We start from the raw sequence: 21878 nt of genomic DNA on the forward strand, positions 1-21878 counted from the left end.
GTCAGTCCTGCCCATCTACAGAGACATCGGCGGCATAGGGGTCGGCGACGCCCAGTTCGGCCAGGATCTCGCGCTCCTCGGCCTCCATCGCCTCGGCCTCGGCCTCATCCTCGTGATCGCGGCCCAACAGGTGCAGCACCCCATGGACGACCAGATGGCTCAGATGGTCCGACAGGCTCTTGCCCTGAACTTCCGCCTCGGTCGCGCAGACGCCATAGGCCAGGACGATGTCGCCCAGATGCGGCGCGGCGTTCTCGGGCGCAGGAAAGGACAGGACATTGGTCGGCCTGTCCTTGTCTCGGAACCGGGCGTTCAGATCCCGCACCGCCTCGTCGTCGGTCAGCAGGACGACGATGTCGCCCGCCACGGCGCCCAGGGCCGCCGCTGCGGCCCGTTCCGCTGCGGCTGCGACATCCGGCAGGGCGGCGGTCCAGGCCTCGGCCTCGATTTCGATGTCGATCATTCGGCGTCTTCAAGGTCCGGGGTCGGACGGGACCGGGCGGCGTCGGCGTCATAGGCGCGCACGATCCGCTCGACCATGGCGTGGCGCACCACGTCCTCGGCCGCGAACCTCAGGATGCCGACGCCCTGGACCCCGTCCAGGATCCGCAGGGCATGGGCCAGGCCGGAATCGCGCGGGTTCAGCAGATCGATCTGGGACGGGTCGCCCGTCACCACCATCCGCGCCCCCTCGCCGAGACGGGTCAGGACCATCTTCATCTGCAGACGCGAGGTGTTCTGGGCCTCGTCGACGATGACGAAGGCGTGGCTGAGGGTGCGGCCGCGCATGAAGGCGATGGGGGCGGCCTCGATCTCGCCCTTGTCGCGGCGGCGCTGCACGTCCTCGGCGCCGAGAATGTCGTTCAGCGCCTCCCAGATTGGGGCCAGATAGGGATCGACCTTTTCGTTCAGGTCGCCGGGCAGAAAGCCCAGCTTCTCGCCCGCCTCGACCGCCGGGCGGGTGATGACCAGCCGGTCCACCTGGCCGCGCCGCAGCAGGGAGGCGCCGTAGGCGGCCGCCAGGAAGGTCTTGCCCGTGCCGGCCGGGCCGACCCCGAAGCTGAGCTCGCACCGGCCCAGCATGTCGACATAGGCGGCCTGGGCCTTGGTCTTGGGCACGATGGCGCCGCGCTTGCCGCCGGGCAGGGAGACGCCCGCCGCCGCCAGACCCGGCGCGCCCTTGCCGCCCCGCGCCTGACCCAGGGCGGCGCGCACATCAGCCTCTGTGACCTCGGCCCCCAAGGCGGCGCGCTTGGCCAGATCCTCAATGACGCGGCGGGCGTCGGCCCGGTCGCGCGTACCTCCATTGACGGAGACCCCGCCGCCCGGCGCCTCGACCAGAACCTTGAAGGCGTCCTCGATCAGGGCGACGTGACGGCTGTTGGGTCCGATCACCGCCCTCAGTTCGGCGTCATTCAGGGGAACGAACTCGGACTCTCTCGCCACTAGGCCGCCTTTTCCTTTTCCGCCGCCCCTGGGGCGACAAGCCGGCCCGTCAGACTGTTCTGCTGACCGGAAATGATTTCGACCGGAACGATCTGGCCGATCAGATGATCCGCGTCGTCGACATGGACCGACTGGAGATAGGGCGAGCGACCGATGGCCTGGCGGCGATCGGGATGGCGGCCCTTGCGGTCGAACAGGACATTCAGGGTCCGGCCCGCCTGGGCCTGGTTGAAGGCCGTCTGCTGTTCTGTCACTAGGTCAATCAGCCGGTGCAGCCGTTCCTTGGCGACCTCGGGCTCGATCTGACGGCCCATGCCGGCGGCTGGGGTGCCGGGACGAGGCGAATACATGAAGGCGAAGGCCGAGGCGTATCGGACCTGGCGCACCAGATCGAGCGTCTCCTCGAACTCGCGATCCGTCTCTCCGGGGAAGCCGACGATGAAGTCGCCCGACAGCGCCATGTCGGGCCGGGCTTCGCGGATGCGGGCGATCAGATCGAGGTAGGTCTGACGGCCGTGCTTGCGGTTCATCAGCCGCAGGATGCGGTCCGAGCCCGCCTGAACCGGCAGGTGGAGATAGGGCATCAGGGCGTCCAGATCGCCGTGGGCGGCGATCAGGTCGTCCGACATGTCGTTGGGATGGCTGGTCGTATAGCGGATCCGGTCCAGGCCGGGGATCTCCGCCAGGGCGTAGGCCAGTTCGGCCAGGCTGGACTTGCGCCCATCCGGCCGCTCGCCGTCATAGGCGTTGACGTTCTGGCCCAGCAGGGTGACCTCGCGCACGCCGCGACCGGCCAGCTGTCGCGCCTCTTCCAGCACTGAGGCCAGGGGCCGCGACCATTCTGCGCCCCGCGTATAGGGCACCACGCAGAAGGTGCAGAACTTGTCGCAGCCTTCCTGCACCGTCAGGAAGGCGGTCGGCCCCTCGCTGAAACGGGCGGCCGGCAGGGCGTCGAACTTGTCGTCAGGCGCGAAGTCGGCGCCGATCCGTTCGCCCCGAGCCCGCGCCGTGCGGGTCAGAAGCTCGGGCAGCTGGTGATAGGCCTGGGGGCCGACGACGATGTCGACCGCCGGTTGGCGTTTGATGATCTCCTCGCCCTCGGCCTGGGCGACGCAGCCGGCGACGGCGATGGTCATGTCGCCGCCCGTCTGGCGCTTGAGGTCGCGCAGTTCGCGGATCTTGCCGAGCTCGGAATAGATCTTCTCGGCCGCCTTCTCGCGGATATGGCAGGTGTTCAGGATGACGAAGTCGGCCGCCTCGACCTCCTCCGTCACGGCATAGCCCAGCGGCCGCAGCACATCGGCCATGCGCTCGCTGTCATAGACATTCATCTGACAGCCGTAGGTCTTGATGAACAGCCGCTTGGACGGCGTGTTCTGCGCGGCCTCGGCTTTGGGAACCAGGGTCTCGGTCATGTCGGGCTTATGATCGCCCGAACCGGCGAGAACAAGACCGGGTTTCAGCCCGCATCCACGTCTTCGGACGCCACGCGCGCGGCATGGCGTTTGAAGATGAGCCCTTCACGCTTGGACGGTTCGGCGCCGTCGATCGGCACGCCGTAAAGCTCCAGTTTGTGGCCGATCAGTTCGAACCCCAGCCGTTCGGCGATCTCGGACTTCAGCTTTTCGATCTCGGCGTCGAAGAATTCGATCACCTCGCCGGTCTTAGTGTCGATCAAGTGATCGTGATGGTCGTCGCCGGCCTCTTCATAGCGGCTGCGGCCGTCGCCGAAGTCGTGCTTCTCGACCACGCCCGCCTCTTCGAACAGGCGCACGGTGCGATAGACGGTGGCGATCGAAATATGCGGATCGATCGAGGAGGCGCGGCGATACAGCTCCTCCACATCGGGGTGGTCTTCCGCCGAGGAGAGCACCCGGGCGATCACCCGGCGCTGTTCGGTCATACGCATGCCGCGGTCGGCGCAGAGTTTTTCAATCCGGTCCATAGGCCTAGAATAGGGGCTCAGGCCGCTTCAGGGAAGCGGCGCCGTGTCCGGATTCATCGCAAGATCGCGTCCCAGCACCAGGGCGTCGGTTCGACCGCCGTCGGGCCGCGCATAATAGGCCTTGCGTCGCCCGATCGGGCGGAAGCCGGCGCGGTCGTAAAGGGCGCGGGCGGCCGCATTGTCCTCGGCCACCTCCAGAAACAGGCGCACGGCCCCGGCCTTGGCGGCGGCGACGGACGCCTGACCGACCAGTCTCCCGCCTAGGCCGGCCCGCCGCGCCTCAGGCCGCACCGCCAGGGTCAGGATCTCGGCCTCATCCAGCACGACCCGGATCAGGATGAAGCCGTCCGGTTCGACCACCGCTAAGACGCCGGGCTGGGCCAGCAGGGCGGCGAACTCGTCCCGGCTCCAGGGCGCCGGAAAGGCTTGGGCATGCACCTCGGCCAGGGCGGCGGGATCGGGACGCGTCATGGCGCGGTCTGGCGGGGCTGTCCCGGCAGACGGGTAGGCGGCGCCGCATCGGGCGCGCGCAGATACAGGGGCCGGGGCGGATGGGCGGCGGGATCGACTGACCGGGTCAGCCGAGCCAGGGCCGTCGGCGCGGGGGCGACGACGGGATCGGCCGAGGCCAGGCTCAGCTCAGGATAGGCTTCGCTCAGAAGACCGGCCCCGCTGCCGACCGCCTGAACCTTCGTCCCAAGAGCGGCGATGCGGTCGGCGGCCGCCTCCAAGGGCAGGGCCTCTTCCGGGCCGAGGGTCCGGCCGTCCGAGAAGAATTTGGCGTAGACCTGACCCCGCCGGGCGTCGATCAGGGCCGCGACCGGGACGCCCGCCGTCGCCAGGGGATCAGCCAGGGCGTCCAGCGTGGACACCCCCACGACCGGCCGCCCCAGGGCGGCGCCCAGACCCTGGGCGAAGGCCAGGCCCACTCTCAAACCAGTGAAGGAGCCCGGCCCGACCGTGACGCCGATCCGATCAAGACGATCGAAACCGCCCCCCGCCTCGGTCATGACGTCGCGCACCAGACCGCCCAGCCGTTCCTGGTGGCCCTTGGCCATCGGTTCGAACCGCACCGACAGGGGCCGGTCGTCCTCAAAAACCGCCGCCGTACAGGCGCCCAGCGCCGTATCAATGACCAAGAGTCTCATGCCGGCCTTCTAGAGGCTGACAGGCGGATGGGAAATCGCTTTGCGGCCTCAACCCGCCCTCAGCCGCCGCTCAGACCGTGCGTCAGGCCGCGCGCGACAGAACCTCGACCAGCTGCGTCAGGGCCTGTCTTACGGAACGGTCCTCAATGGCGGCGAAGCCGGCGGCCATGGCCAGGCCTTCCGGCGTGGCGGCGAGGGTTCGCATGATCGAGAGGTCGGTCGGCTCGCCGGCCTCCGCCCGCGCCGGAAAGAAGGCGCTGATCGGCATGGACAGGGCGATCGCCAGATTGTGCAGCCGGGCGGCCGATATCCGGTTCTGCCCGCCTTCGTACTTCTGCACCTGCTGGCAGCTGACCCCCACCATCTCGCCCAGCGCCGTCTGAGACAGGCCCAGGGCCTGACGCCGAGCGGCGATCCGCGCCCCCACATGCAGGTCCACAGCCTCGACTGAGCGGGCGTTCCGACGGGGAGCGGCGGGTCGGCTGTTCATGGCTCGAAGATGGCGCAACCTGTCCGGGTATGCAACCTTTTCGTTTCATGGCTCGTGGCGCGCCGTGACCAAGCAGAGCTGCGCCACCCGGCTGGGGTCGATGACTTCCTTCCCTTCCAGACCGCCAGCGCCCCGCACATGCAGGCCGTCGGCGGCCGAGCGATCAAAAATGCGCGCCAGCCGCTGACCGTCGGTCGTCAGGATTACGCAGCCCTGCCCCGGTCGCGGGCGACCTGGCCGATATTCCAGAACGACGCCGCGATCCGCCCAGGGCGACAGGGCGTCGTCGGCCACTTCAAGCCGATGGGTCTGGGGAATGGACGCGCCGGAGAAGGCGCGACCCCGCGCTTCGAGACCGGCCGCAGGACCGGCCGGCGCCGCGTCCGGACCGCCGGCCGCCAGCAGAGCCAGGGCCTCGGGCGTGGAGTCCAGAGCGCCGGTCAAACGCCTCTGGACATCCGGCCGAAACAGGCCCGGCCGACGACCGGCCTCGTACAGGCCCCAACCCTGGCTGGTCATCTCCAGTCGAGCGCCCGCCTCGGCCTGGGACAGGCCGCGTTGGCGACGCAGGGCGGCGAGGGCCTCGCCGAGACGGAGAACGTGAGGATCAGGGACGAAGCGCGCCATCAGAAGTTAAAGATGGCGCCTCCTTGCACGTCTGGCGATAATTTAAAGCGGGATCGCCCTAGATCGTCTGCTCGACCCGCGTCACCTCAGGCACATAGTGGCGCATCATCTGTTCGACCCCCGCCTTCAGGGTGGCGGAGGACGACGGACAACCCGAACAGGCGCCGCGCATCCGCAAGGACAGGACGCCGGTGGCCTCGTCGAAGGAATCGAACAGGATGTCGCCGCCGTCCTGGGCCACCGCCGGGCGGATGCGGCTGTCCAGCAGGGCCTTGATCTCGGCGACGATCTCGCTGTCGGCCTCGACGTTCTGATCGGCTTCGCCCGTCTGACCGCGCGTCAGGGGCGCGCCCGAGACGAAATGGTCCATGATGACGCCCAGGATCGGCGCCTTCATCTCGGACCAGTCCGGCCCGGAAACGCTGCGGACGACGGAAATATGGTCGGCGCCGAACAGGACGGCCTCCACCCCCTCCAGCTCGAACAGGGCTTCGGCGAGCGGCGAGGCGGTCGCCTCGTCGATCGTCCGGTATTCCAGCGTAGCCGACGGCGAGACCTCCCGGCCGGGCAGGAACTTCAACGCATTGGGATTGGGCGTGGGCTCGGTCTGGATGAACATGGGCCGGAGATGCGCACGACGCCGACGGCTTGCAAGTCTTAAACGCTTGAGCCTGATCGTTTCGGACGGAACCGCGAGGCGGTTCCGACAGACGCGTGAATCAGGCTCTCGCTTCAATCTGGAGCCTGATTCACCGTTTCAGCGGAACCGCGTAGCGGTTCCTCCTCAACGGATCAGGCTCTAGCGCCGACGCAGGCTTCCCAGAACGCCGCGCAGCAGTTCGCGGGTCAGGGTCGATCCGGCCGTGCGCAGCACGGACTTGGTCAGGGCCTCCATCGGGGTCTGCCGATTGGATGTTCGCTTGCGCCGCGCCGGCGCCGGTCGGACATCGTCCCCGTCATGGTCCTGGGCGGCCCCTGCTCCCCCCTTGACCCGGCCTTGGGCCTTGAGATCCGCCTGGACCTCGGCCTCCCGTTCGACGGCGGCGTGGCGGGCGGCGAGCACTTCTTCAGCGGATTCGCGGTCCAGGACCGGCTCATACCGGCCCTGGACCGGGCTGGCGGCGATTACGGCGGCGCGTTCGGCCTCGGTCGCCGGCCCCAGCCGCGAGGCGGGCGGCCGGATCCTGGTGCGGGCCACGACCGTGGGCGCGCCCTTGTCGTCCAGAACCGAGACCAGGGCCTCACCGACGCCCAGGGCCTGGATGGCTTCGGCCGTGTCGAAGTAGGGGTTGGGGCGGAAACTCTGGGCCGCAGCCTTCAGCCCCTTCTGTTCGGACGGCGTATAGGCGCGCAGGGCGTGCTGGATGCGATTGCCCAGCTGCGAAAGGACGCTGTCGGGAATATCGGCCGGATTCTGGGTGACGAAATAGACGCCGACCCCCTTGGACCGGATCAGCCGCACCACCTGTTCGACCTTTTCCAGCAGGGCGCGCGGCGCGTCGTTGAACAACAGGTGGGCCTCGTCGAAGAAGAAGACCAGACGCGGCTTCTCCGGGTCTCCGACCTCCGGCAGCTGTTCGAACAGTTCCGACAGCAGCCACAGCAGGAAGGCCGCATACAGACGCGGACTGTTCATCAGCCGGGTGGAATCCAGCACATTGACCTGGCCCCGTCCGTCCAGGCCGACGCGGATGACGTCCTCCAGCTTCAGGGCCGGCTCGCCGAAGAAGGCCGCGCCCCCCTGCTGTTCCAGCTGAAGAATCGCCCGTTGAACGGCGGCGATCGAGGCTGGGGCGACATGGCCGACCTCGCGTCCGATCCGCTCGGCGTTCTCCCCGACATAGGCCAGAAGGCTGCGCAGATCGTCGATGTCCAACAAGAGCAGCCCCTCCTGATCGGCGACGTGGAAGACCACCGTCAGCACGCCCTCCTGGACCTCGTTCAGGTCCAGCATCCGCGCCATAAGCACCGGGCCGATCTCGGAGACCGTCGTGCGGATCGGATGGCCCTTTTGACCATAAAGATCCCAGAACACCGTGGGCGCCGCGGACGGGGTCAGGGCCAGGCCCATGTCGGCGGCGCGGGCCAGCAGCTTTTCGTTCGGCGTCCCGATCTGGGAAATCCCCGACAGGTCGCCCTTCACATCGGCGCAGAAGACCGGGACGCCCGCGTCCGAAAAGCCCTGGGCCAGGATCTGCAGCGTCACCGTCTTGCCGGTTCCCGTCGCCCCGGCGACCACGCCGTGGCGGTTCGCCCGATGGAACAGAAGGGCCTGGTCCTGGCCTTCGTCGGACTGGCCAAGGAAAAGACCGGCGGGGGTGTCGGACATCGAAAGGTCTCCAGAAGCGGGACGAAGGTCTAGCGCAGTCGCGAGCGGGTCGGAACCGCCGCCTTCAAGGCCGGTTGACGGCGTTCTTCGCCCCACCGACAAGGGTGGCCATGAAGAGCCCCATCACCATGCAGTCTTCGGCCGTTTCGCGAAACGCCCTGGTCTTGATCGCCACCGTCGCGGCCGGTGCGGCCCTCTACTGGCTGCGCGACATACTGACGCCCCTGGCCATGGCCGTTTTCCTGTTGATCATGATAGACGGGGTCAAGCGGTCCGTGGCGGCGCGCACTCCTTTGAACGACCGCTGGGCGGGGACAGCGGCCCTGCTGCTGGTGGTCCTGGCCTTCTTCGCCTCCATCGCCATCATAGTGAACGGCGCCGCCGGATTCTTCGGCGAGGCGTCGGGCGTGTCGCAGAACATCGGGCCGCGCATCGACCAGATCATCCGCGACGTCTACGCCCTGATCCGGCTGAACAATCCGCCCACGGCCCAGGACCTGATCAACGGCGTCGATCTGCGCGGCTATCTGACCTCCGTGGCCTTTCAGGTGCAGGGCATCGCCTCGGGCGCCTTCTTCGTCCTGGTCTATCTCGGTTTTCTTCTGGCCTCGCAGATCGGCTTCCGGCGCAAGATCATCGCCATGTTCCCCCACAGGCATCAGCGCGACGAAGCGATCGCGGTGTTCAACCGCGTCCGCGGCGGGGTCGAGGGCTATCTGTGGGTCCAGACCGTGACCGGGGCCCTGATCTGCGCGGCAGCCTGGATATTGATGCGGGCCGTCGGGCTTCAGAACGCGGAGTTCTGGACCTTCGTCATCTTCATCGTCGGCTTCATCCCGGTTCTGGGCGGGGCTGTGGCGGGTCTGGCCCCGCCCCTGTTCGCCCTGGTGCAATTCCCCAGCTACTGGCCGGCGCTGATCCTGCTGGTGGGGCTTCAGACCATTCTGTTCATCGTCGGCAATCTGGTCCAGCCGCGCATGCAGGGCGACAACCAGAACATCGACCCGGTGGTGGTCCTGCTGGCCCTGGCCTTCTGGGGCAAGCTGTGGGGCGTGGTCGGCATGTTCCTGTCGACCCCGCTGGCCGTGATGGCCATGGCGATCCTGGCCGAGTTCAAGGGTTCGCGCTGGATGGCCGTCCTGCTGTCGGGCGACGGCGAGCCCTATGCGGACGAACACAAGACGGCGCATCACAGGCGGGGCTCATTCTCCAAGGACGACGCTGACGAAGCCTGAGGCCGCCGTGCGGCGTCAGGCCGCAGAGAAACCTGTGACGCCGGCCTCTTGAAACCCGCCCCGGACCGCCCATCTGATCGTCAACGCCGCGGCCATCCCCCCTCCGACCGCGGCCGAGCGAGGCCGACGCCCCTCCCCTCCCCATGCGTCGGTCCGCGCAGGCCGCCGAGTTCCCCCACTCGGCGGCCTTCTCGTTTGCGGCGCCGCACAACCCTTCCAACCTGAACGCTGTTCATGAGAATCTTCGCCCCTCAGGGGCTTCCCGAGCGATCAGTCCTGGCCTAGTCAGCGGTGTGGCGCTGCGTCGCGCCAGCCCCCAGCGGCCCCGGCCGCGTCGCCCGAGACTGGAAGTCCATGACCGCCCTCGATCCGCGCTCTGCAACGGTTCAGCCGATCACCCCGGCCCTGCTGGAAGCTTCATTCGCGCGGATTCTGGGAACCAGCCCGGGCGAGGCGGAGCGCTCCTTCCTGGCTCAGGCGCACGAGGACTACGCCGCCGACGAAACGCCGGAGCTGGACGGCGAGGATCTGGCCGCCCTGCTCGCCGCCTCCTGGCGCGCCGCCGGCGACTATCCGGCCGGCTCCCCGCCGCTGATCACCGTGGGGCCGTTGTCGGGCGCCGACGGCCAGGCCCTGGACTATGACCTGGTCCGCATCGTCCAGAACGACGCCCCCTTCCTGGTGGACAGCGTCATGGGCGTCCTGGCCGAGGCCGGGGTCTCTGTGCGCGCCCTCTTCCACCCCGTCGTCGCGCTGGACGGACGCCGACTGTCGGTCATCATCCTGGTCATCGATCCCGTGCCCCAGGAACGCCGCGACGCCCTGGGCGAGGGCCTGGCCCAGAGCCTGAGCGACGTCCACGCCGCGGTCGAGGACCACGAGGCGATGGCCGCCCTGATGCGCCAGGCCGTGCAGAGGTTGGAAACCACTCCGCCCGCGGTCGATCCGGCCATACTGGAAGAAAACATCGCCTTCCTGAAATGGCTGAAGAGCGACCATTTCGTCTTCCTGGGCGCACGCGACTACGACTATCCGCGCGGGGCCGACGGCGACTATGAGGCCGAGGCCCCCCTGAGCCAGTCGGGCGCCGGCCTGGGCATTCTGGCCGATCCGGAACGCACCGTTCTGCGCCGCGCCTCCGAACCGGCCGTCCTGACGCGCCAGATGCGCCGCCAGCTGGACTTCAGCGACCCCGTCACCGTGGCCAAGGCCAACGCCCGTTCGCGGGTCCACCGCCGGGCCTATATGGATTATGTCGGGGTCAAGCGGTACGGGCCGGACGGCAAGGCGACCGGCGAAACCCGGTTCGTGGGCCTGTTCACCTCCGAGGCCTATGACCGTCTGGCGACCGAGACCCCGCTGATCCGCCGCAAGGTGGCCAACGTCCTGTCGCGCGCCGACAAGGCGCCGGGCAGCCACAATGAAAAGCGGCTGAAGAACATCCTCGACAACTATCCGCGCGATGAGCTGTTCCAGATCAGCGAGGACGAGCTGCTGTCCATCGCCCTGGGCATTCTGCACCTCTACGACCGGCCGCGCATCCGCCTGTTCACGCGCCAGGATCCGTTCGACCGCTTCGTCTCGGTCCTGTGTTTCATTCCGCGCGAGAAGTTCGACGCCTCGGTGCGCGAACGGATCGGCCAGATCGTCGCCCGCGCCTGGGGCGGACGCGTCTCCGCCTGGTATCCCCAGCTTTCGGAAGCGCCCCTGGTTCGGGTGCATTTCATCATCGGCGTGACGCCCGGCGAACATCCGGTTCCCGATGCAGCCCAGCTGGAACAGGATGTGGCCGAGGCCGGTCGCAGCTGGATCGAACGGTTCGAAGCCGCCCTGCGGCGGGCCGAGGTGGCTGATGTCGAGGTCGGCCCGCTCAGCGCACGCTGGGCTCGCGCCTTCGGGGCCGCCTATCGCGACCGCTATGACGCCGATGAGGCGGCGGTCGATCTGCGTGAGATGGATCGGCTGAACGCCACCGGCCAGGTCGGCGCCGGCGAGCCCGTGGCGGTCCGGGCCTTCCGCAATCTCGACGACAGTCCGCTTCAGTTCCGTTTCAAGCTTTATCGTCGCGGCCCCTCCGTCCCCTTGTCCGACGTCCTGCCGATCATGACGGACATGGGCCTGAAGACGCTGGAGGAATACGGCTATTCCATCCGGCCGATGGGCGAGGAAGAGATTCACGTCCATGAATTCCTGATGGAGGATCCGCGCGGCGAGGATCTGGTCTTCGCGGACGTCAAGGGGCCGTTCGAGCGCGCCTTCGCCGCCGTCTGGAGCGGCCTGACCGAGAGCGACGGCTTCAACCGACTGGTGATCGAACTTGGGATGGAATGGCGCGAGGCCGCCCTGATCCGCACCCTGGCCCGTTATCGTCAGCAGACGGGTCTGGACCCGTCCCAGGCCGTGCAGGAAGAGGCCCTGCGCGAATATCCCGAGGTGTCGCGCGCCCTGCTGGCCCTGTTCAAGGCCAAGTTCGAGCCGAACGGCGCCGCCGTGGAGACCCGCCAGGAGACCGTCGACGCCCTGACGGCCCAGATCACCGCCCTTCTCCAGGCGGTGAAGAGCCTGGACCACGACCGCGCCCTGCGTCGCATCGCCGCCCTGATCGGCGCGATCAAGCGCACCAACTACTTCCAGCAGGACGCTGACGGCCTGCCCAAGCGGCACATCTCGATCAAGATCGCCTCCAGCGAGCTGGAAGACCTGCCCCTGCCCAAGCCCTATCGCGAAATCTTCGTCTGGGCGCCGCACGTCGAGGGCGTGCACCTGCGCTTCGGCCCGGTCGCGCGGGGCGGCCTGCGCTGGTCGGACCGTCGCGACGACTTCCGCACCGAGGTCCTGGGCCTGGTCAAGGCGCAGCAGGTCAAGAACGCCGTCATCGTGCCGGTCGGCTCCAAGGGCGGCTTCTATCCGAAGCAACTGCCCCGCACGACGGACCGAGAGGCTGTTCAGGGCGAGGCCATCCGCGCCTATCGCACCTTCCTGTCGGGCCTTCTGGACATCACCGACAACATCGCCGCCGACGGCGCGGTGACCCGTCCGGCCCATGTGGTCGCCTGGGAGCAGGACGATCCCTATCTGGTCGTCGCGGCCGACAAGGGCACGGCGACCTTCTCGGACATCGCCAACGGCGTCTCGGCGTCCTACGGCTTCTGGCTGGGCGACGCCTTCGCCAGCGGCGGTTCGATCGGCTATGACCACAAGGCCATGGGCATCACCGCCCGCGGCGCCTGGGAGGCGGTGAAGCGCCACTTCCGCGAACTGGGCAAGGACATCCAGACCGAGCCTTTCACAATGGTCGGCGTCGGCGACATGTCCGGCGACGTCTTCGGCAACGGGGCCCTGCTGTCGAAGGCGACCAAGCTGGTCGCCGCCTTCGACCATCGCGACATCTTCATCGACCCGGATCCGAACCCCGAAGTCAGCTGGGCGGAGCGCAAACGCCTGTTCGACCTGCCGCGCTCGTCCTGGCAGGACTATGACAAGGGCCTGATCTCGGCCGGCGGCGGCGTCTTCTCCCGCTCGGCCAAGTCGATCCAGCTGACGCCTGAGATCAAGGCGGTTCTGGACATCGCCGAGGACGCGCTGGACCCGGTCAGCCTGATCCGCGCCATACTGAAGGCGCCGGCCGAGCTGCTGTATCTGGGCGGGATCGGCACCTATGTGAAGTCCGCCGCCGAGACCGACGCCCAGGTGGGGGACAAGGGCACCGACGCCCTGCGGATCAACGCCGACGAACTCAGGGTCAAGGTGGTGGGCGAGGGGGCCAATCTGGGCTTCACCCAGGCCGGGCGGATCGTCTTCGGTCAGAACGGCGGGCGCATCAACACCGACGCCATCGACAATTCGGCGGGCGTGGACACCTCGGACCATGAGGTCAACATCAAGATCCTGGTCGGCTCGGCCGTGACCAACGGCGTCCTTCCGGCCGAGGAGCGGACCCCGCTGCTCGCCTCCATGACCGAAGAGGTCGGGCGCAAGGTTCTGGCCCACAACTACGACCAGACCCTGGCCCTGACCCTGCAACAGGCGGAAGGGGCCGGCGCCCTGGACGCCCAGCAGCGGTTCATGCAGAGCCTGTCGGCGCGCGGCAAGCTGGACCGCAAGGTCGAGGGCCTGCCCTCCGACGCCCGCATCAAGGAGATGATGGCCTCGGGGATTCCTCTGGCGCGGCCCGAGCTGGCGGTCCTGACCGCCTACGCCAAGCTGGAACTGTCCGAAGAGATCGTGGCGTCCCAGGCGCCCGAGGATCCCTTCTTCGAGCAGATTCTGGTGCGCTACTTCCCCGACGCCCTGGCCCGGTTCGAACCGCAGATGAAGAGCCACCGTCTGCGGCGCGAGATCATCGCCACGGTCCTGTCGAACGAAGTGGTCAATATGTGCGGCCCGACCTTCCCGGACCGCCTGCGCGGCTCGGCGGAATGCGACACCACCGCCCTGATCATCGCCTTCGAGGCGGCGCGGCGCATCTTCCGGCTGGATGAGGCCTGGGACGCCGTCTCGAACCTGGATCTCAAGATTTCCGCCGAGGCGCAGACGGCCCTCTATCGTGAGATCGCCGTGGTCCTGCGCCGCCAGACCTTCTGGCTGGCGCGCCGCGCCAAGAACGGCGCTTCGGTCCAGGCGCTGATCGACCGCTATCGCCCCGTCGCCGACGCGCTCCAGGCCGAGGGCGCGCCGGTCCTGTCCCGTTTCGAACAGGGACGACTGGACGAACGGGTCAAGACCTTCGCCGACCACGGGGCGCCGGAGGATCTGACCCGGCGGATCGGCGTGATGCGGCCCCTGGTCGCCGCCGCCGACATCGGCGACATCGCTCAGGAGACGGGCTGGCCGGTCGCCGCCATGGCCCGGCTCTACCACCAGGTGGGCGCCGCCTTCGATTTCGACCGGCTGCGCGCGGCCGCCGGCTCGATCCCGTCGGTCGATCATTTCGATCGCCTGGCCGTTCGCCGCCTGATCGAGGATCTGATGACCGAACAGGCGACGCTGACGCGCGCCGTGGCGCGGGCGTCGGACGCTTCGGTGGGGATCAGCGAAGACGCCGCCGAGGGGGCCGTCGACGCGTGGATCGGCTCGAAACTGGCGGTGGTCGAGGGGGTTCGCGCCTCGGTGGACGAGATCGAACAGTCGGGCGCAGGCTGGACCTTCGCCAAGCTGACGATCGCCAACGCCACCATTCGCGACCTGGCCTCTGCGGCCGGCAAGGGCTGAACCGGCTGCGGCCGAGACTTGACGAGGGGGCCGCATCCCGGCCTCCTCCGTCAGGGAAAACCGGCTGGGGAGGCCGTCATGCCGAGAAAGTTCCTGGTCGTCGTCGACGACAGTCCTGAGTTCGAAGCCGCCCTGCGCTTCGCCTGCCGGCGGGCCAAATCCACCGGCGGGCGGGTGGTCATGCTGCGTGTCCTGGCGTCCCACAGCGACGCCCACTGGTCCGGCGCGCGCGAGGAGATCGAGCGGCAGCAGCGCGAAGAGGCCGAGGCCCTGCTGAACCGGCTGGGCGAGGAGGCGATGGAGCGATCGGGCGCGCCGCCGGTCTTCCTGATCGAGAAGGGCGAGCCCCAGGCGGCGATCAAGAAGGTCGTGGGCGACGATCCGGACATCAAGATCCTGGTCCTGGCGGCGGGATCAGGCTCACGCGGCCCCGGCCCCCTGGTCTCCGCCATATTGAAACAGGGCGCCCATGTAGGGGGCCGCAAACTGCCCGTCACCATCGTCCCCGGCGAACTGACCGAGGCGGAGATCGAGGACCTAGCCTAGCGCCAATCTAGGAGAAGCGCCTCGGACGTTGAAGACTCTATTCCATTGAGTGTCGGTCTTCCTTCCCGCGTCAGCGGAAGGGAAACCGTCTGGCGGCGGAACGCCGATTGAGGGTGGGTTCATCACAACGGGGCACGACGAGGTCACGGCGAACACGGCGCGTACTGATGGCGTCGTGACCGCTGTGAATGCGCCGTGCTCGCCGTGATGAACCCGGTCGCCGCATTAAGGCCCTCTGACGCGGGAAGAGCGGCTCGGCGCGATTTCCGACTTAAGGCCGCGCCAATTCAGAGGCTTGCAGATCCGATCGAGGATCTGCCCGGCGCCCCTTCAGCCGCGCCTATAATGGCGCCCCGGTCTTTGACATCGCCAAGAGGGCAGAGCGCGTCCGACACCGGACAGTCCGGTCGGTGTCCGACAGTTTCTTCATGGAAATCAAAGGCCGTCGGACAGATCGGACACATCGGACACCTTTTTTTCGACCCGACGGACCGCCCAGGCCGAAGCGCGGCGTCCTCAGCCCTTGGGGATCAGCCGCCACATATGCAGGGGATGGCGCACCGTCCCGGCCTCGGCGCCGGCGGCGTCTCCACGACCCATATAGAGGTCGGCCCGCACCGGGCCGCGAATGGCAGAGCCCGTATCCAGGGCCATGGCCAGACCGCGATAGGAGGTCGTGGCGCCGCGAAGATTTCCGCCGTCCGCCTCCAGCCAAACCAGGTCCCCGTAGCGCCACTGGGACGGATCGACCGCCACCGCCCGGCGCTCGATCAGGGGCAGGCCCGCCGCCCCGGCGGGATGGCCGTCGTCGTCGGGGTCCAGCCGGAAGAAGATGTAGCGGGGGTTCAGGGCCATGACGGCCTGGGCCTCGGGTCCGCGATGGTCGGCCAGCCAGGCGCGGATCGCCTCTCCGGACGTGCCGTTCTCCGGCAGCAGGCCTTGGCGCGCCATCGGCCGGGCGATGCCGACGAAGGGACGGCCGTTGTCGCCGGCGTAGGCCGCGCGGGCGCGGGTTCCGTCCTCGAAGGTCAGATAGCCGGAGCCCTGGATCTGGAGGAAGAAGAGGTCCTCGGCCCGCATCCAGGCCAGGGCCTGGTCGGGGCGGGCGTCGGCCTCGATGGCCGCCCGGTCGCCGGCGGCGCGGGGATCGGCCGGCTTGGGCAGGACGGGCGCCGAAAACTCCGCGTCCGGGGCGCGGCGGGCCGAATATTCCGGAGCGAAATAGGCGGTCAAAAGGCCGGGACGCCCGTCTGAGGTCTGAGCCGGGACCGCGCTGAAACGGGCTTCGAAAAAGGCCCGCGCGTCGGACGGAGTGACGGGAGCGGCCGCCATGGCCTGAGCGCGGCTGCAGACGGCGCGGCCGGCCGCATCCCGCGCGGCGGCGCAGCCGCCGACATAGGCGCGAAAGGCCGCCAGATGATCCTCGTCGTTCCAGCCGGGCAGCACCGCCGGGCTGACGCCGTCGGCGGGGCTGGGCGTGGGCAGATAGGGGCGGGGACCCGACTCAGTCTCCGAGGGCCGGGACGCCGGCGGCGTCTGAGGAAGTGGCGGGGTGATCGCCGGCCCCGTGGAGCAGGCGGCCACCGCCAGCAGGGGCCACAGACGCGCCGTCCGCCGGCCGAGCCGGCGCGAGGCCGACATCAGGCGCTGGCCGGCTCGACGCGGGCCAGGACCCAGTTGGGATCGGCGGCGCCCAGGCTGCGTTCGAAGGTCCAGTGTTCGGCGGTACGGCGTTCCTCGACCAGGGGCTCGCCGGTCACGAAATCGGCGGTCTCGCCCGAGGCCTTGGTCACGCGGCTGCGCAGTTCGGCCAGGAAACGGACCTTGGCCACGGCCTTGTCGCCCTGGACCGTGGCGCCTTCAAGATCGGCGCGGGGCGGGAAGAGGAATTCGACCGTCTCCGTCTCGCCCCGGGTTTCCCGCGCCGCGATGCCGGCCTCGAACGAGGCCATGACGGTCGGCGTCAGAAGGGGCTTCAAGGCGGCGCGATCGCCGGCGGCGTAGCCGCGCACGATGGTCTCATACGCTTGACGCGCCCCTTCCAGGAACCGGTGCGGATCGAAGGCGGGATCGCGCGCCTTCAAACCCGCGATCGACGCCAGAAGGGCGGCGTCCAGGGCCGGCGTCTTCGAGGCCTCGGGGGCAGTCGGGCTGGGCGTGGCCAAGGTCTTGGCGTCCTCCTGCGGCTGTCGCCCCACCTTCTTGCCCAGCACATTGTAGAGCTGGAACAGGACGAAGGCCGCGATGACGGCGAAGATCACGATCTGGAACTGGACCGGCAAGGGGACTTCCTGAATGTCGGCGCGCGAATGAGAAGGCGCGAGGGAGACGATTAGGGGCTGATATAGGAGGAAGCAAGGCGCGGCGCGCCCCCCGGCGCAGGTGCGACATTGCGGCCGGCCGCCCCGACGTGTTAGTCGCGGCGCCTTATTCCGGCCCTATCGGCCCTTTTTCGCAATCGAACACGCCCATGACCGACGCCGCTCCGCCCGCCGACACCCCCGCACCGGCCCAGCCTCAGCAGGGTCAACCCGCAGGCCCCGGCTTCCGCATCCTGGCCCAGTATGTGCGGGACTTTTCGTTCGAAAACCCGCGCGCCCCGGAATCCCTGCGTATCGACGGCAAGCCGGCGATCGACCTGGGCGTCGAAATGTCGGCCCAAGGCCGCCCCGACGGTCTGTTCGAACTGGACCTGAAGCTGTCGGTCAAGGCGACCCACGAGAACCAGGCCGTCTTCCACGTCGAACTGGTCTATGGCGGTCTGTTCCAGCTGGCGAACGTCCAGGAGCAGGACATTGAGCCCTTGCTGCTGATCGAATGCCCCCGTTATCTCTTCCCGTTCGCCCGCGAAATCATCGCCCGCGCCACGGCCGACGGCGGCTTCTATCCGCCCTTCATGCTGGACCCGATCGACTTCGCCGCCATCTATATCGCGCGCCAGCAGCAGATCGCCCAGCAGCCGGTCGAGACCGGCCAGGCCTGAGCCGAACCCAAATTGACGAGGGAAGGGCGGTCCTCAGAGGGGCCGCCTTTTTCGTTTCGGCCGAGGCGCGTGGAATCAGGCCGCCGCCTCTTCGTCGGCCCCGACGCCGTAGGCCGCCCAGAGCGACCGGTCCTTCAGGGTCTCGGCCAGGAAGGCTAGATGGTCCGCCTGCTCCTCCGGCGTCGAACGCGGAGCCAGGGGGCGGGGGCGGGGGCCGTAAGCAGCCGCTTGAACAGCGCCGGTCGCGCCGCGGCTCGCCGCCGGGGTCGACGACAGGTCCAGCACCCGCTCCTTGCCGCCGCGCAGCTCCAGATAGACCTCGGCCAGCAGACGGGCGTCGATCAGGGCGCCGTGCAGGGTCCGCTCGACCAGGGACACCTTGAAGCGCTTGCACAGGGCGTCCAGCGAGTTGGGCATGCCCGGGAACCGGGTCTGGGCCAGTTTCAGGGTGTCGATCCAGCGCGCCTCGCCGGTGATCGGCCGGCCGCAGCGCGCATATTCGAAGTCGATGAAGTTGCGGTCGAAGGCGGCGTTGTGGGCGATCATCGGGGCGTCGCCGATGAATTCGATCAGATCGTCGACGATCTCGTGGAATTTGGGGGCGTCCTTGACCTTCTCGTCAGTGATGCCGTGGACGCGGATCGCGTCCGGCGGGATCAGCCGCTCGGGATTGACGAACCGGTGGAAGGTGCGGCCCGTCGGCAGCAGATCCAGCAGTTCGATACAGCCGACCTCGATCAGCCGGTCGCCCGTCTTGGGGTCGAAGCCGGTGGTTTCGGTGTCCAGAACGATCTCGCGCGCCATCGCGCCTTAATGGCCCCGTTCGTCAGACGGTGAAAGAGCCCCCGCGCGGCGACGCGGAGATATCCACGCCGGATCCAGCACGGTCTGAACCACGGCGGCGACCTCGGCTCGGGCAGGCTCCAGACCGTGGCCGGTGTCGATAACGAAGTCGGCGCGGGCGCGTTTTTCCGCGTCGGGCAGCTGGCGGGCCAGAACGGCCTCGAACCGGTCGCGGGTCATGCCGGGGCGGGCCAGAACCCGTTCGGCCTGGACCTCCGGATCGGCGGTGACCACGACCACGGCGTCGACATGGGCGTCGCCGCCGGTTTCAAACAGCAGAGGAATGTCCAGGACCGCCAGCCTTACCCCCATGGCCCTGGCCGCCGCCAGATCGCCCGCCCGGCCCTGGGCCACCAGGGGATGGACGATGGCTTCCAGCCGCCGGAAGGCGGTTTCGTCCCGCCCCAGGGCCTCGGCCAGGCGGACGCGGTCCACGGCGCCGTCCACGACCACGCCGGGAAAGGCCGCGCCGACCGGCTCGACCGCCGCGCCGCCGGGGGCGTAGAGGCGGTGCACGGCGTCATCGGCGTTCCAGACCACGGCGCCCAGGTCGGCGAACATTGCGGTCGTCGTCGACTTGCCCATGCCGATGGAACCCGTCAGGCCGAGCAGGATCATGCCGTCTGATCCATATGGGCGGTCAGCAGGGCGCGCAGATCCAGCGGCGGGGGCGGTCGGCGGAACAGGGCCCGGAACGAGGGCGCCGCCTGGCCGATCAGCATGGCCAGGCCGTCGACCGTCGGCAGGCCCCGCACCCGCGCCGCCGCCAGGAAGGGGGTGGTCAGGGGCTTGTAGGTCATGTCCATCATCACCGTGCCGGGGGCGACGGCGTCGAAATCGAAATCCGGCTGGACGCTGAGGGCGTTGATGACCAGGGCGGCGCCGTCCAGGGCCTCAGACGCGGCCATGACGCGGACCGAGGCGCCGAGATCGGCCGCCAGGGCCTCGGCCCGGTCGCGCGAGCGGTTGACGATCCGAACCTCGGCGCCCGCCTCGACCAGGGCGCCGGCCCCGGCCCGCGCCGCGCCGCCCGCGCCCAGCAGGACGACCGGGCGGCCCTTCAGCGCCAGATCCGGCGCCTGCTCCTTCAGGCCCAGCATCAGGCCGACGCCGTCCGAACTGTCGGCCGAGACCCGGTCGCCGTCGAAGGTCAGAATATTGGCGGAGGCGGTCAGCCGGGCCGCCGCCGTGGCCTGGTCGGCCAGGGCGAAGGCCTGTTCCTTGAACGGGGCGGTGACGTTCAGGCCCTGGATCAGACCGGCCCGGCCGGCGGCGACCAGGGCCTCGAACCCCGCCGCATCGGCGGGGGCGAAGGGGACATAGGCGCCGTCGATGTCCCCGGCCGCCAGCCAGGCGTTGTGGATGACGGGGCTCAGGGAATGGGCCACCGGCTTGCCGGCGATGCCGGCGACCAGGGCGGCGCCGGTAATGCGATGACGGCTCATGCGGACAGGACCCCGACGCGACGCAGCTCAGTCAGGACCGGCCACAGGGGCAGGCCCAGGACGGTGAAATAGTCGCCGTCCACCGCCTCGAACAGCTGGGCGCCCAGTCCCTCCAGCCGATAGGAGCCGACACAGGCCAGCAGGGCCTCGCCCTCTGCGGCCAGATAGGCGTCCAGAAAGGCGTCGGAGAAGTCGCGCATCCGCATCTCGACCGTGTCCACGCCCGACCAGACGATCTCGCCCTTTATCGCCAGGGCGGCGCCGGAATGGAGATGGTGGGTGCGGCCGCGCATGGATTCCAGCCGCGCGCGGGCGGCCTCGAGCGATTGGGCCTTGGAGACCAGCCCCCCGGCGAAGGCCAGGGTCTGGTCCGCGCCCAGAACCCAGGCGGTTGAATCGTCGCGCGAGACCGCCAGGGCCTTGGCCTCAGCCAGACGCACCGCGAGGGCGGCCGGGTCCAGATCGGTCGAGACGGCCTTGATCGCCTCCTCATCCACATCAGCGATGCGGATGTCGAAAGCCACGCCGGCGTTTTCCAGCATGGTGCGGCGGGCGGCGCTCTTGGACGCCAGAATCAGGGTCTCGGCCGTCACCAGCTGGTTCCGATCTTGTGGGTGCGGTGCTCGCTGAGCAGATTGGTGATGGCGGCCGCCGTCTCCTCCACCGAACGCCGGGTGACGTCGATGGTGGGCCAACCCCGCCGAGCGAAGGCGCGCTTGGCCTTGATCGTCTCCTCTCGAACCGCGTCCTGGTCCGTATAGGTGGACGACTGGTTGGCGTTCAGGTTTTCGATCCGGTTGCGGCGGATCTGGACCAGCCGGTCGGGCGAGACGGTCAGGCCGATGACCAGGGGATTCTTCAGCTGGGTCAGGCGCTCTCCGTCCTCCTGGCCCGGCACCAGGGGCACGTTGGCGGCGCGGATGCCGCGATGGGCCAGATAGATGCAGGTCGGAGTCTTGGACGTTCGGCTGACGCCGCACAGCACGACGTCGGCGCCCTCCAACTGCTCCAGAGTACCCTGACCGTCGTCATAGGCCATGGCGAAATCGAGCGCGGCGATCCGATTGAAATAGTCGTGATCCAGAGCATGCTGCGCCCCTACGCGGGTCGAGAGGGCCGCCGCGCCGAGATAGCGGGACATGGCCCCGACGAGGGGGTCAAGGGCGCCGATCTGGGGCATTTCCAGCCGGCGACATCCCTCCTCCAACTGTTCGCGCAGCTGGCGGTCGACCAGGGTATGCAGCACCACCCCCGGCGCGGCCTCCACCTCCTGCAGAACCCGGTCCATCTGCTTTTCCGAGCGGACCAGGGCGTAGATATGTTCGATCGGAATGACGCCGTCGAACCGCGCCGTCACCGCCTTGGCCATCGCGTTCAGGGTCTCGCCGGTCGAGTCCGACACCAGATGCACGTGAAAATAGGTGGCCAGGCGGGCAGGGCCGGGGCGGGCGGCGGCGGGTCGCGCAGGACTCATTCGGGGATCGTCTCTCTGTTGAAGGACGGGTCGCGCCCTGGGGATGGCTGGGGACCGTCCGGGCGTTTCTCTCCTTAGACCCAGACGGCGACGGCGGCGAGCGGGGATGAGGGTGGACGACGAAAACCCTCCGGCCCCGGTTCATCCCAAGGCGGA

21 protein-coding genes are annotated in these 21878 nt (G+C 68.8%); 4 read left to right on the top strand and 17 right to left on the bottom strand.

Going from position 1 to position 21878, the window contains the following annotated elements:
• Window position 1: 1 nt before the first annotated feature.
• From ybeY to ACW178_RS02615, 10 genes are all read right to left on the bottom strand, one after another.
• Window positions 2–463 (bottom strand): rRNA maturation RNase YbeY, encoded by a 462-nt coding sequence (gene ybeY / locus ACW178_RS02570; protein WP_191558336.1) that lies wholly within the window; start codon window positions 461–463, stop codon window positions 2–4.
• A complete protein-coding gene (locus ACW178_RS02575; RefSeq protein WP_152949237.1) occupies window positions 460–1446 on the bottom strand; it encodes a PhoH family protein in 987 nt (328 codons plus the stop codon). The genes ybeY and ACW178_RS02575 overlap by 4 nt, the downstream gene beginning before the upstream one ends.
• On the bottom strand, window positions 1446–2861 hold the full coding sequence (gene miaB, locus ACW178_RS02580) for a tRNA (N6-isopentenyl adenosine(37)-C2)-methylthiotransferase MiaB (RefSeq protein ID WP_191558335.1): 1416 nt from the start codon (window positions 2859–2861) through the stop codon (window positions 1446–1448). Before miaB ends, ACW178_RS02575 begins: the two co-directional genes overlap by 1 nt.
• 44 nt (window positions 2862–2905) lie before the next feature.
• The gene (locus ACW178_RS02585; protein ID WP_492024829.1) at window positions 2906–3391 is read right to left on the bottom strand and encodes a Fur family transcriptional regulator; all 486 of its coding nucleotides are present in this window, start codon (window positions 3389–3391) and stop codon (window positions 2906–2908) included.
• 27 nt (window positions 3392–3418) lie between these two features.
• On the bottom strand, window positions 3419–3862 hold the full coding sequence (gene rimI, locus ACW178_RS02590; protein WP_191558334.1) for a ribosomal protein S18-alanine N-acetyltransferase: 444 nt from the start codon (window positions 3860–3862) through the stop codon (window positions 3419–3421).
• Complete coding sequence (gene tsaB / locus ACW178_RS02595; protein WP_054764394.1) at window positions 3859–4539, bottom strand: tRNA (adenosine(37)-N6)-threonylcarbamoyltransferase complex dimerization subunit type 1 TsaB; 681 nt, start codon at window positions 4537–4539, stop codon at window positions 3859–3861. Before tsaB ends, rimI begins: the two co-directional genes overlap by 4 nt.
• Window positions 4540–4621: 82 nt before the next feature.
• Window positions 4622–5029: a helix-turn-helix domain-containing protein gene (locus ACW178_RS02600; protein WP_054764395.1), complete on the bottom strand. Its 408-nt coding sequence runs from the start codon at window positions 5027–5029 to the stop codon at window positions 4622–4624.
• 45 nt (window positions 5030–5074) lie between these two features.
• Window positions 5075–5656 (bottom strand): helix-turn-helix domain-containing protein, encoded by a 582-nt coding sequence (locus ACW178_RS02605; RefSeq protein WP_191558333.1) that lies wholly within the window; start codon window positions 5654–5656, stop codon window positions 5075–5077.
• 58 nt (window positions 5657–5714) lie between these two features.
• Window positions 5715–6275: a NifU family protein gene (locus tag ACW178_RS02610; protein ID WP_191558332.1), complete on the bottom strand. Its 561-nt coding sequence runs from the start codon at window positions 6273–6275 to the stop codon at window positions 5715–5717.
• 180 nt (window positions 6276–6455) lie between these two features.
• Complete coding sequence (locus tag ACW178_RS02615; RefSeq protein WP_492024830.1) at window positions 6456–7985, bottom strand: helicase HerA-like domain-containing protein; 1530 nt, start codon at window positions 7983–7985, stop codon at window positions 6456–6458.
• A 110-nt stretch (window positions 7986–8095) separates the two neighbouring features.
• On the opposite strand from ACW178_RS02615, the gene ACW178_RS02620 reads away from it, so the two are divergent.
• From ACW178_RS02620 to ACW178_RS02630, 3 genes are all read left to right on the top strand, one after another.
• Window positions 8096–9220, top strand: a complete 1125-nt coding sequence (locus ACW178_RS02620) for an AI-2E family transporter (RefSeq protein ID WP_054764399.1) — start codon at window positions 8096–8098, stop codon at window positions 9218–9220.
• A 354-nt stretch (window positions 9221–9574) separates the two neighbouring features.
• Window positions 9575–14431 carry an NAD-glutamate dehydrogenase gene (locus ACW178_RS02625; RefSeq protein WP_191558330.1) on the top strand — a complete coding sequence of 1619 codons (4857 nt, stop codon included), beginning with the start codon at window positions 9575–9577 and terminating at the stop codon, window positions 14429–14431.
• 78 nt (window positions 14432–14509) lie between these two features.
• Complete coding sequence (locus ACW178_RS02630) at window positions 14510–14977, top strand: universal stress protein (RefSeq protein WP_152949247.1); 468 nt, start codon at window positions 14510–14512, stop codon at window positions 14975–14977.
• A 516-nt stretch (window positions 14978–15493) separates the two neighbouring features.
• Here the strand turns inward: ACW178_RS02630 and ACW178_RS02635 are convergent.
• Complete coding sequence (locus ACW178_RS02635) at window positions 15494–16618, bottom strand: MltA domain-containing protein (RefSeq protein WP_191558329.1); 1125 nt, start codon at window positions 16616–16618, stop codon at window positions 15494–15496.
• Window positions 16618–17259 carry a TIM44-related membrane protein TimA gene (timA, locus tag ACW178_RS02640; protein WP_191558328.1) on the bottom strand — a complete coding sequence of 214 codons (642 nt, stop codon included), beginning with the start codon at window positions 17257–17259 and terminating at the stop codon, window positions 16618–16620. The genes ACW178_RS02635 and timA overlap by 1 nt, the downstream gene beginning before the upstream one ends.
• Window positions 17260–17447: 188 nt before the next feature.
• On the opposite strand from timA, the gene secB reads away from it, so the two are divergent.
• Complete coding sequence (secB, locus tag ACW178_RS02645) at window positions 17448–17960, top strand: protein-export chaperone SecB (RefSeq protein ID WP_152949250.1); 513 nt, start codon at window positions 17448–17450, stop codon at window positions 17958–17960.
• A 75-nt stretch (window positions 17961–18035) separates the two neighbouring features.
• Here the strand turns inward: secB and dnaQ are convergent, their stop codons facing one another.
• Genes dnaQ through ACW178_RS02670 form a run of 5 tightly spaced genes read right to left on the bottom strand, consistent with a single transcriptional unit; the run spans window position 18036 to window position 21722 of the window.
• Window positions 18036–18764 carry a DNA polymerase III subunit epsilon gene (dnaQ, locus tag ACW178_RS02650; protein WP_054764405.1) on the bottom strand — a complete coding sequence of 243 codons (729 nt, stop codon included), beginning with the start codon at window positions 18762–18764 and terminating at the stop codon, window positions 18036–18038.
• Between the two features lie 6 nt (window positions 18765–18770).
• Window positions 18771–19421 (bottom strand): dephospho-CoA kinase, encoded by a 651-nt coding sequence (gene coaE / locus ACW178_RS02655; RefSeq protein WP_182714506.1) that lies wholly within the window; start codon window positions 19419–19421, stop codon window positions 18771–18773.
• Window positions 19418–20248: a shikimate dehydrogenase family protein gene (locus tag ACW178_RS02660; RefSeq protein WP_191558327.1), complete on the bottom strand. Its 831-nt coding sequence runs from the start codon at window positions 20246–20248 to the stop codon at window positions 19418–19420. The genes coaE and ACW178_RS02660 overlap by 4 nt, the downstream gene beginning before the upstream one ends.
• Window positions 20245–20790: a Maf family protein gene (locus ACW178_RS02665; protein ID WP_492025042.1), complete on the bottom strand. Its 546-nt coding sequence runs from the start codon at window positions 20788–20790 to the stop codon at window positions 20245–20247. Before ACW178_RS02665 ends, ACW178_RS02660 begins: the two co-directional genes overlap by 4 nt.
• Before the next feature lie 47 nt (window positions 20791–20837).
• A complete protein-coding gene (locus ACW178_RS02670) occupies window positions 20838–21722 on the bottom strand; it encodes a pyruvate, water dikinase regulatory protein (RefSeq protein WP_409613041.1) in 885 nt (294 codons plus the stop codon).
• Window positions 21723–21878 lie beyond the last annotated feature (156 nt).

The sequence above is a fragment of the Brevundimonas sp. AVps4 genome (assembly GCF_058681525.1).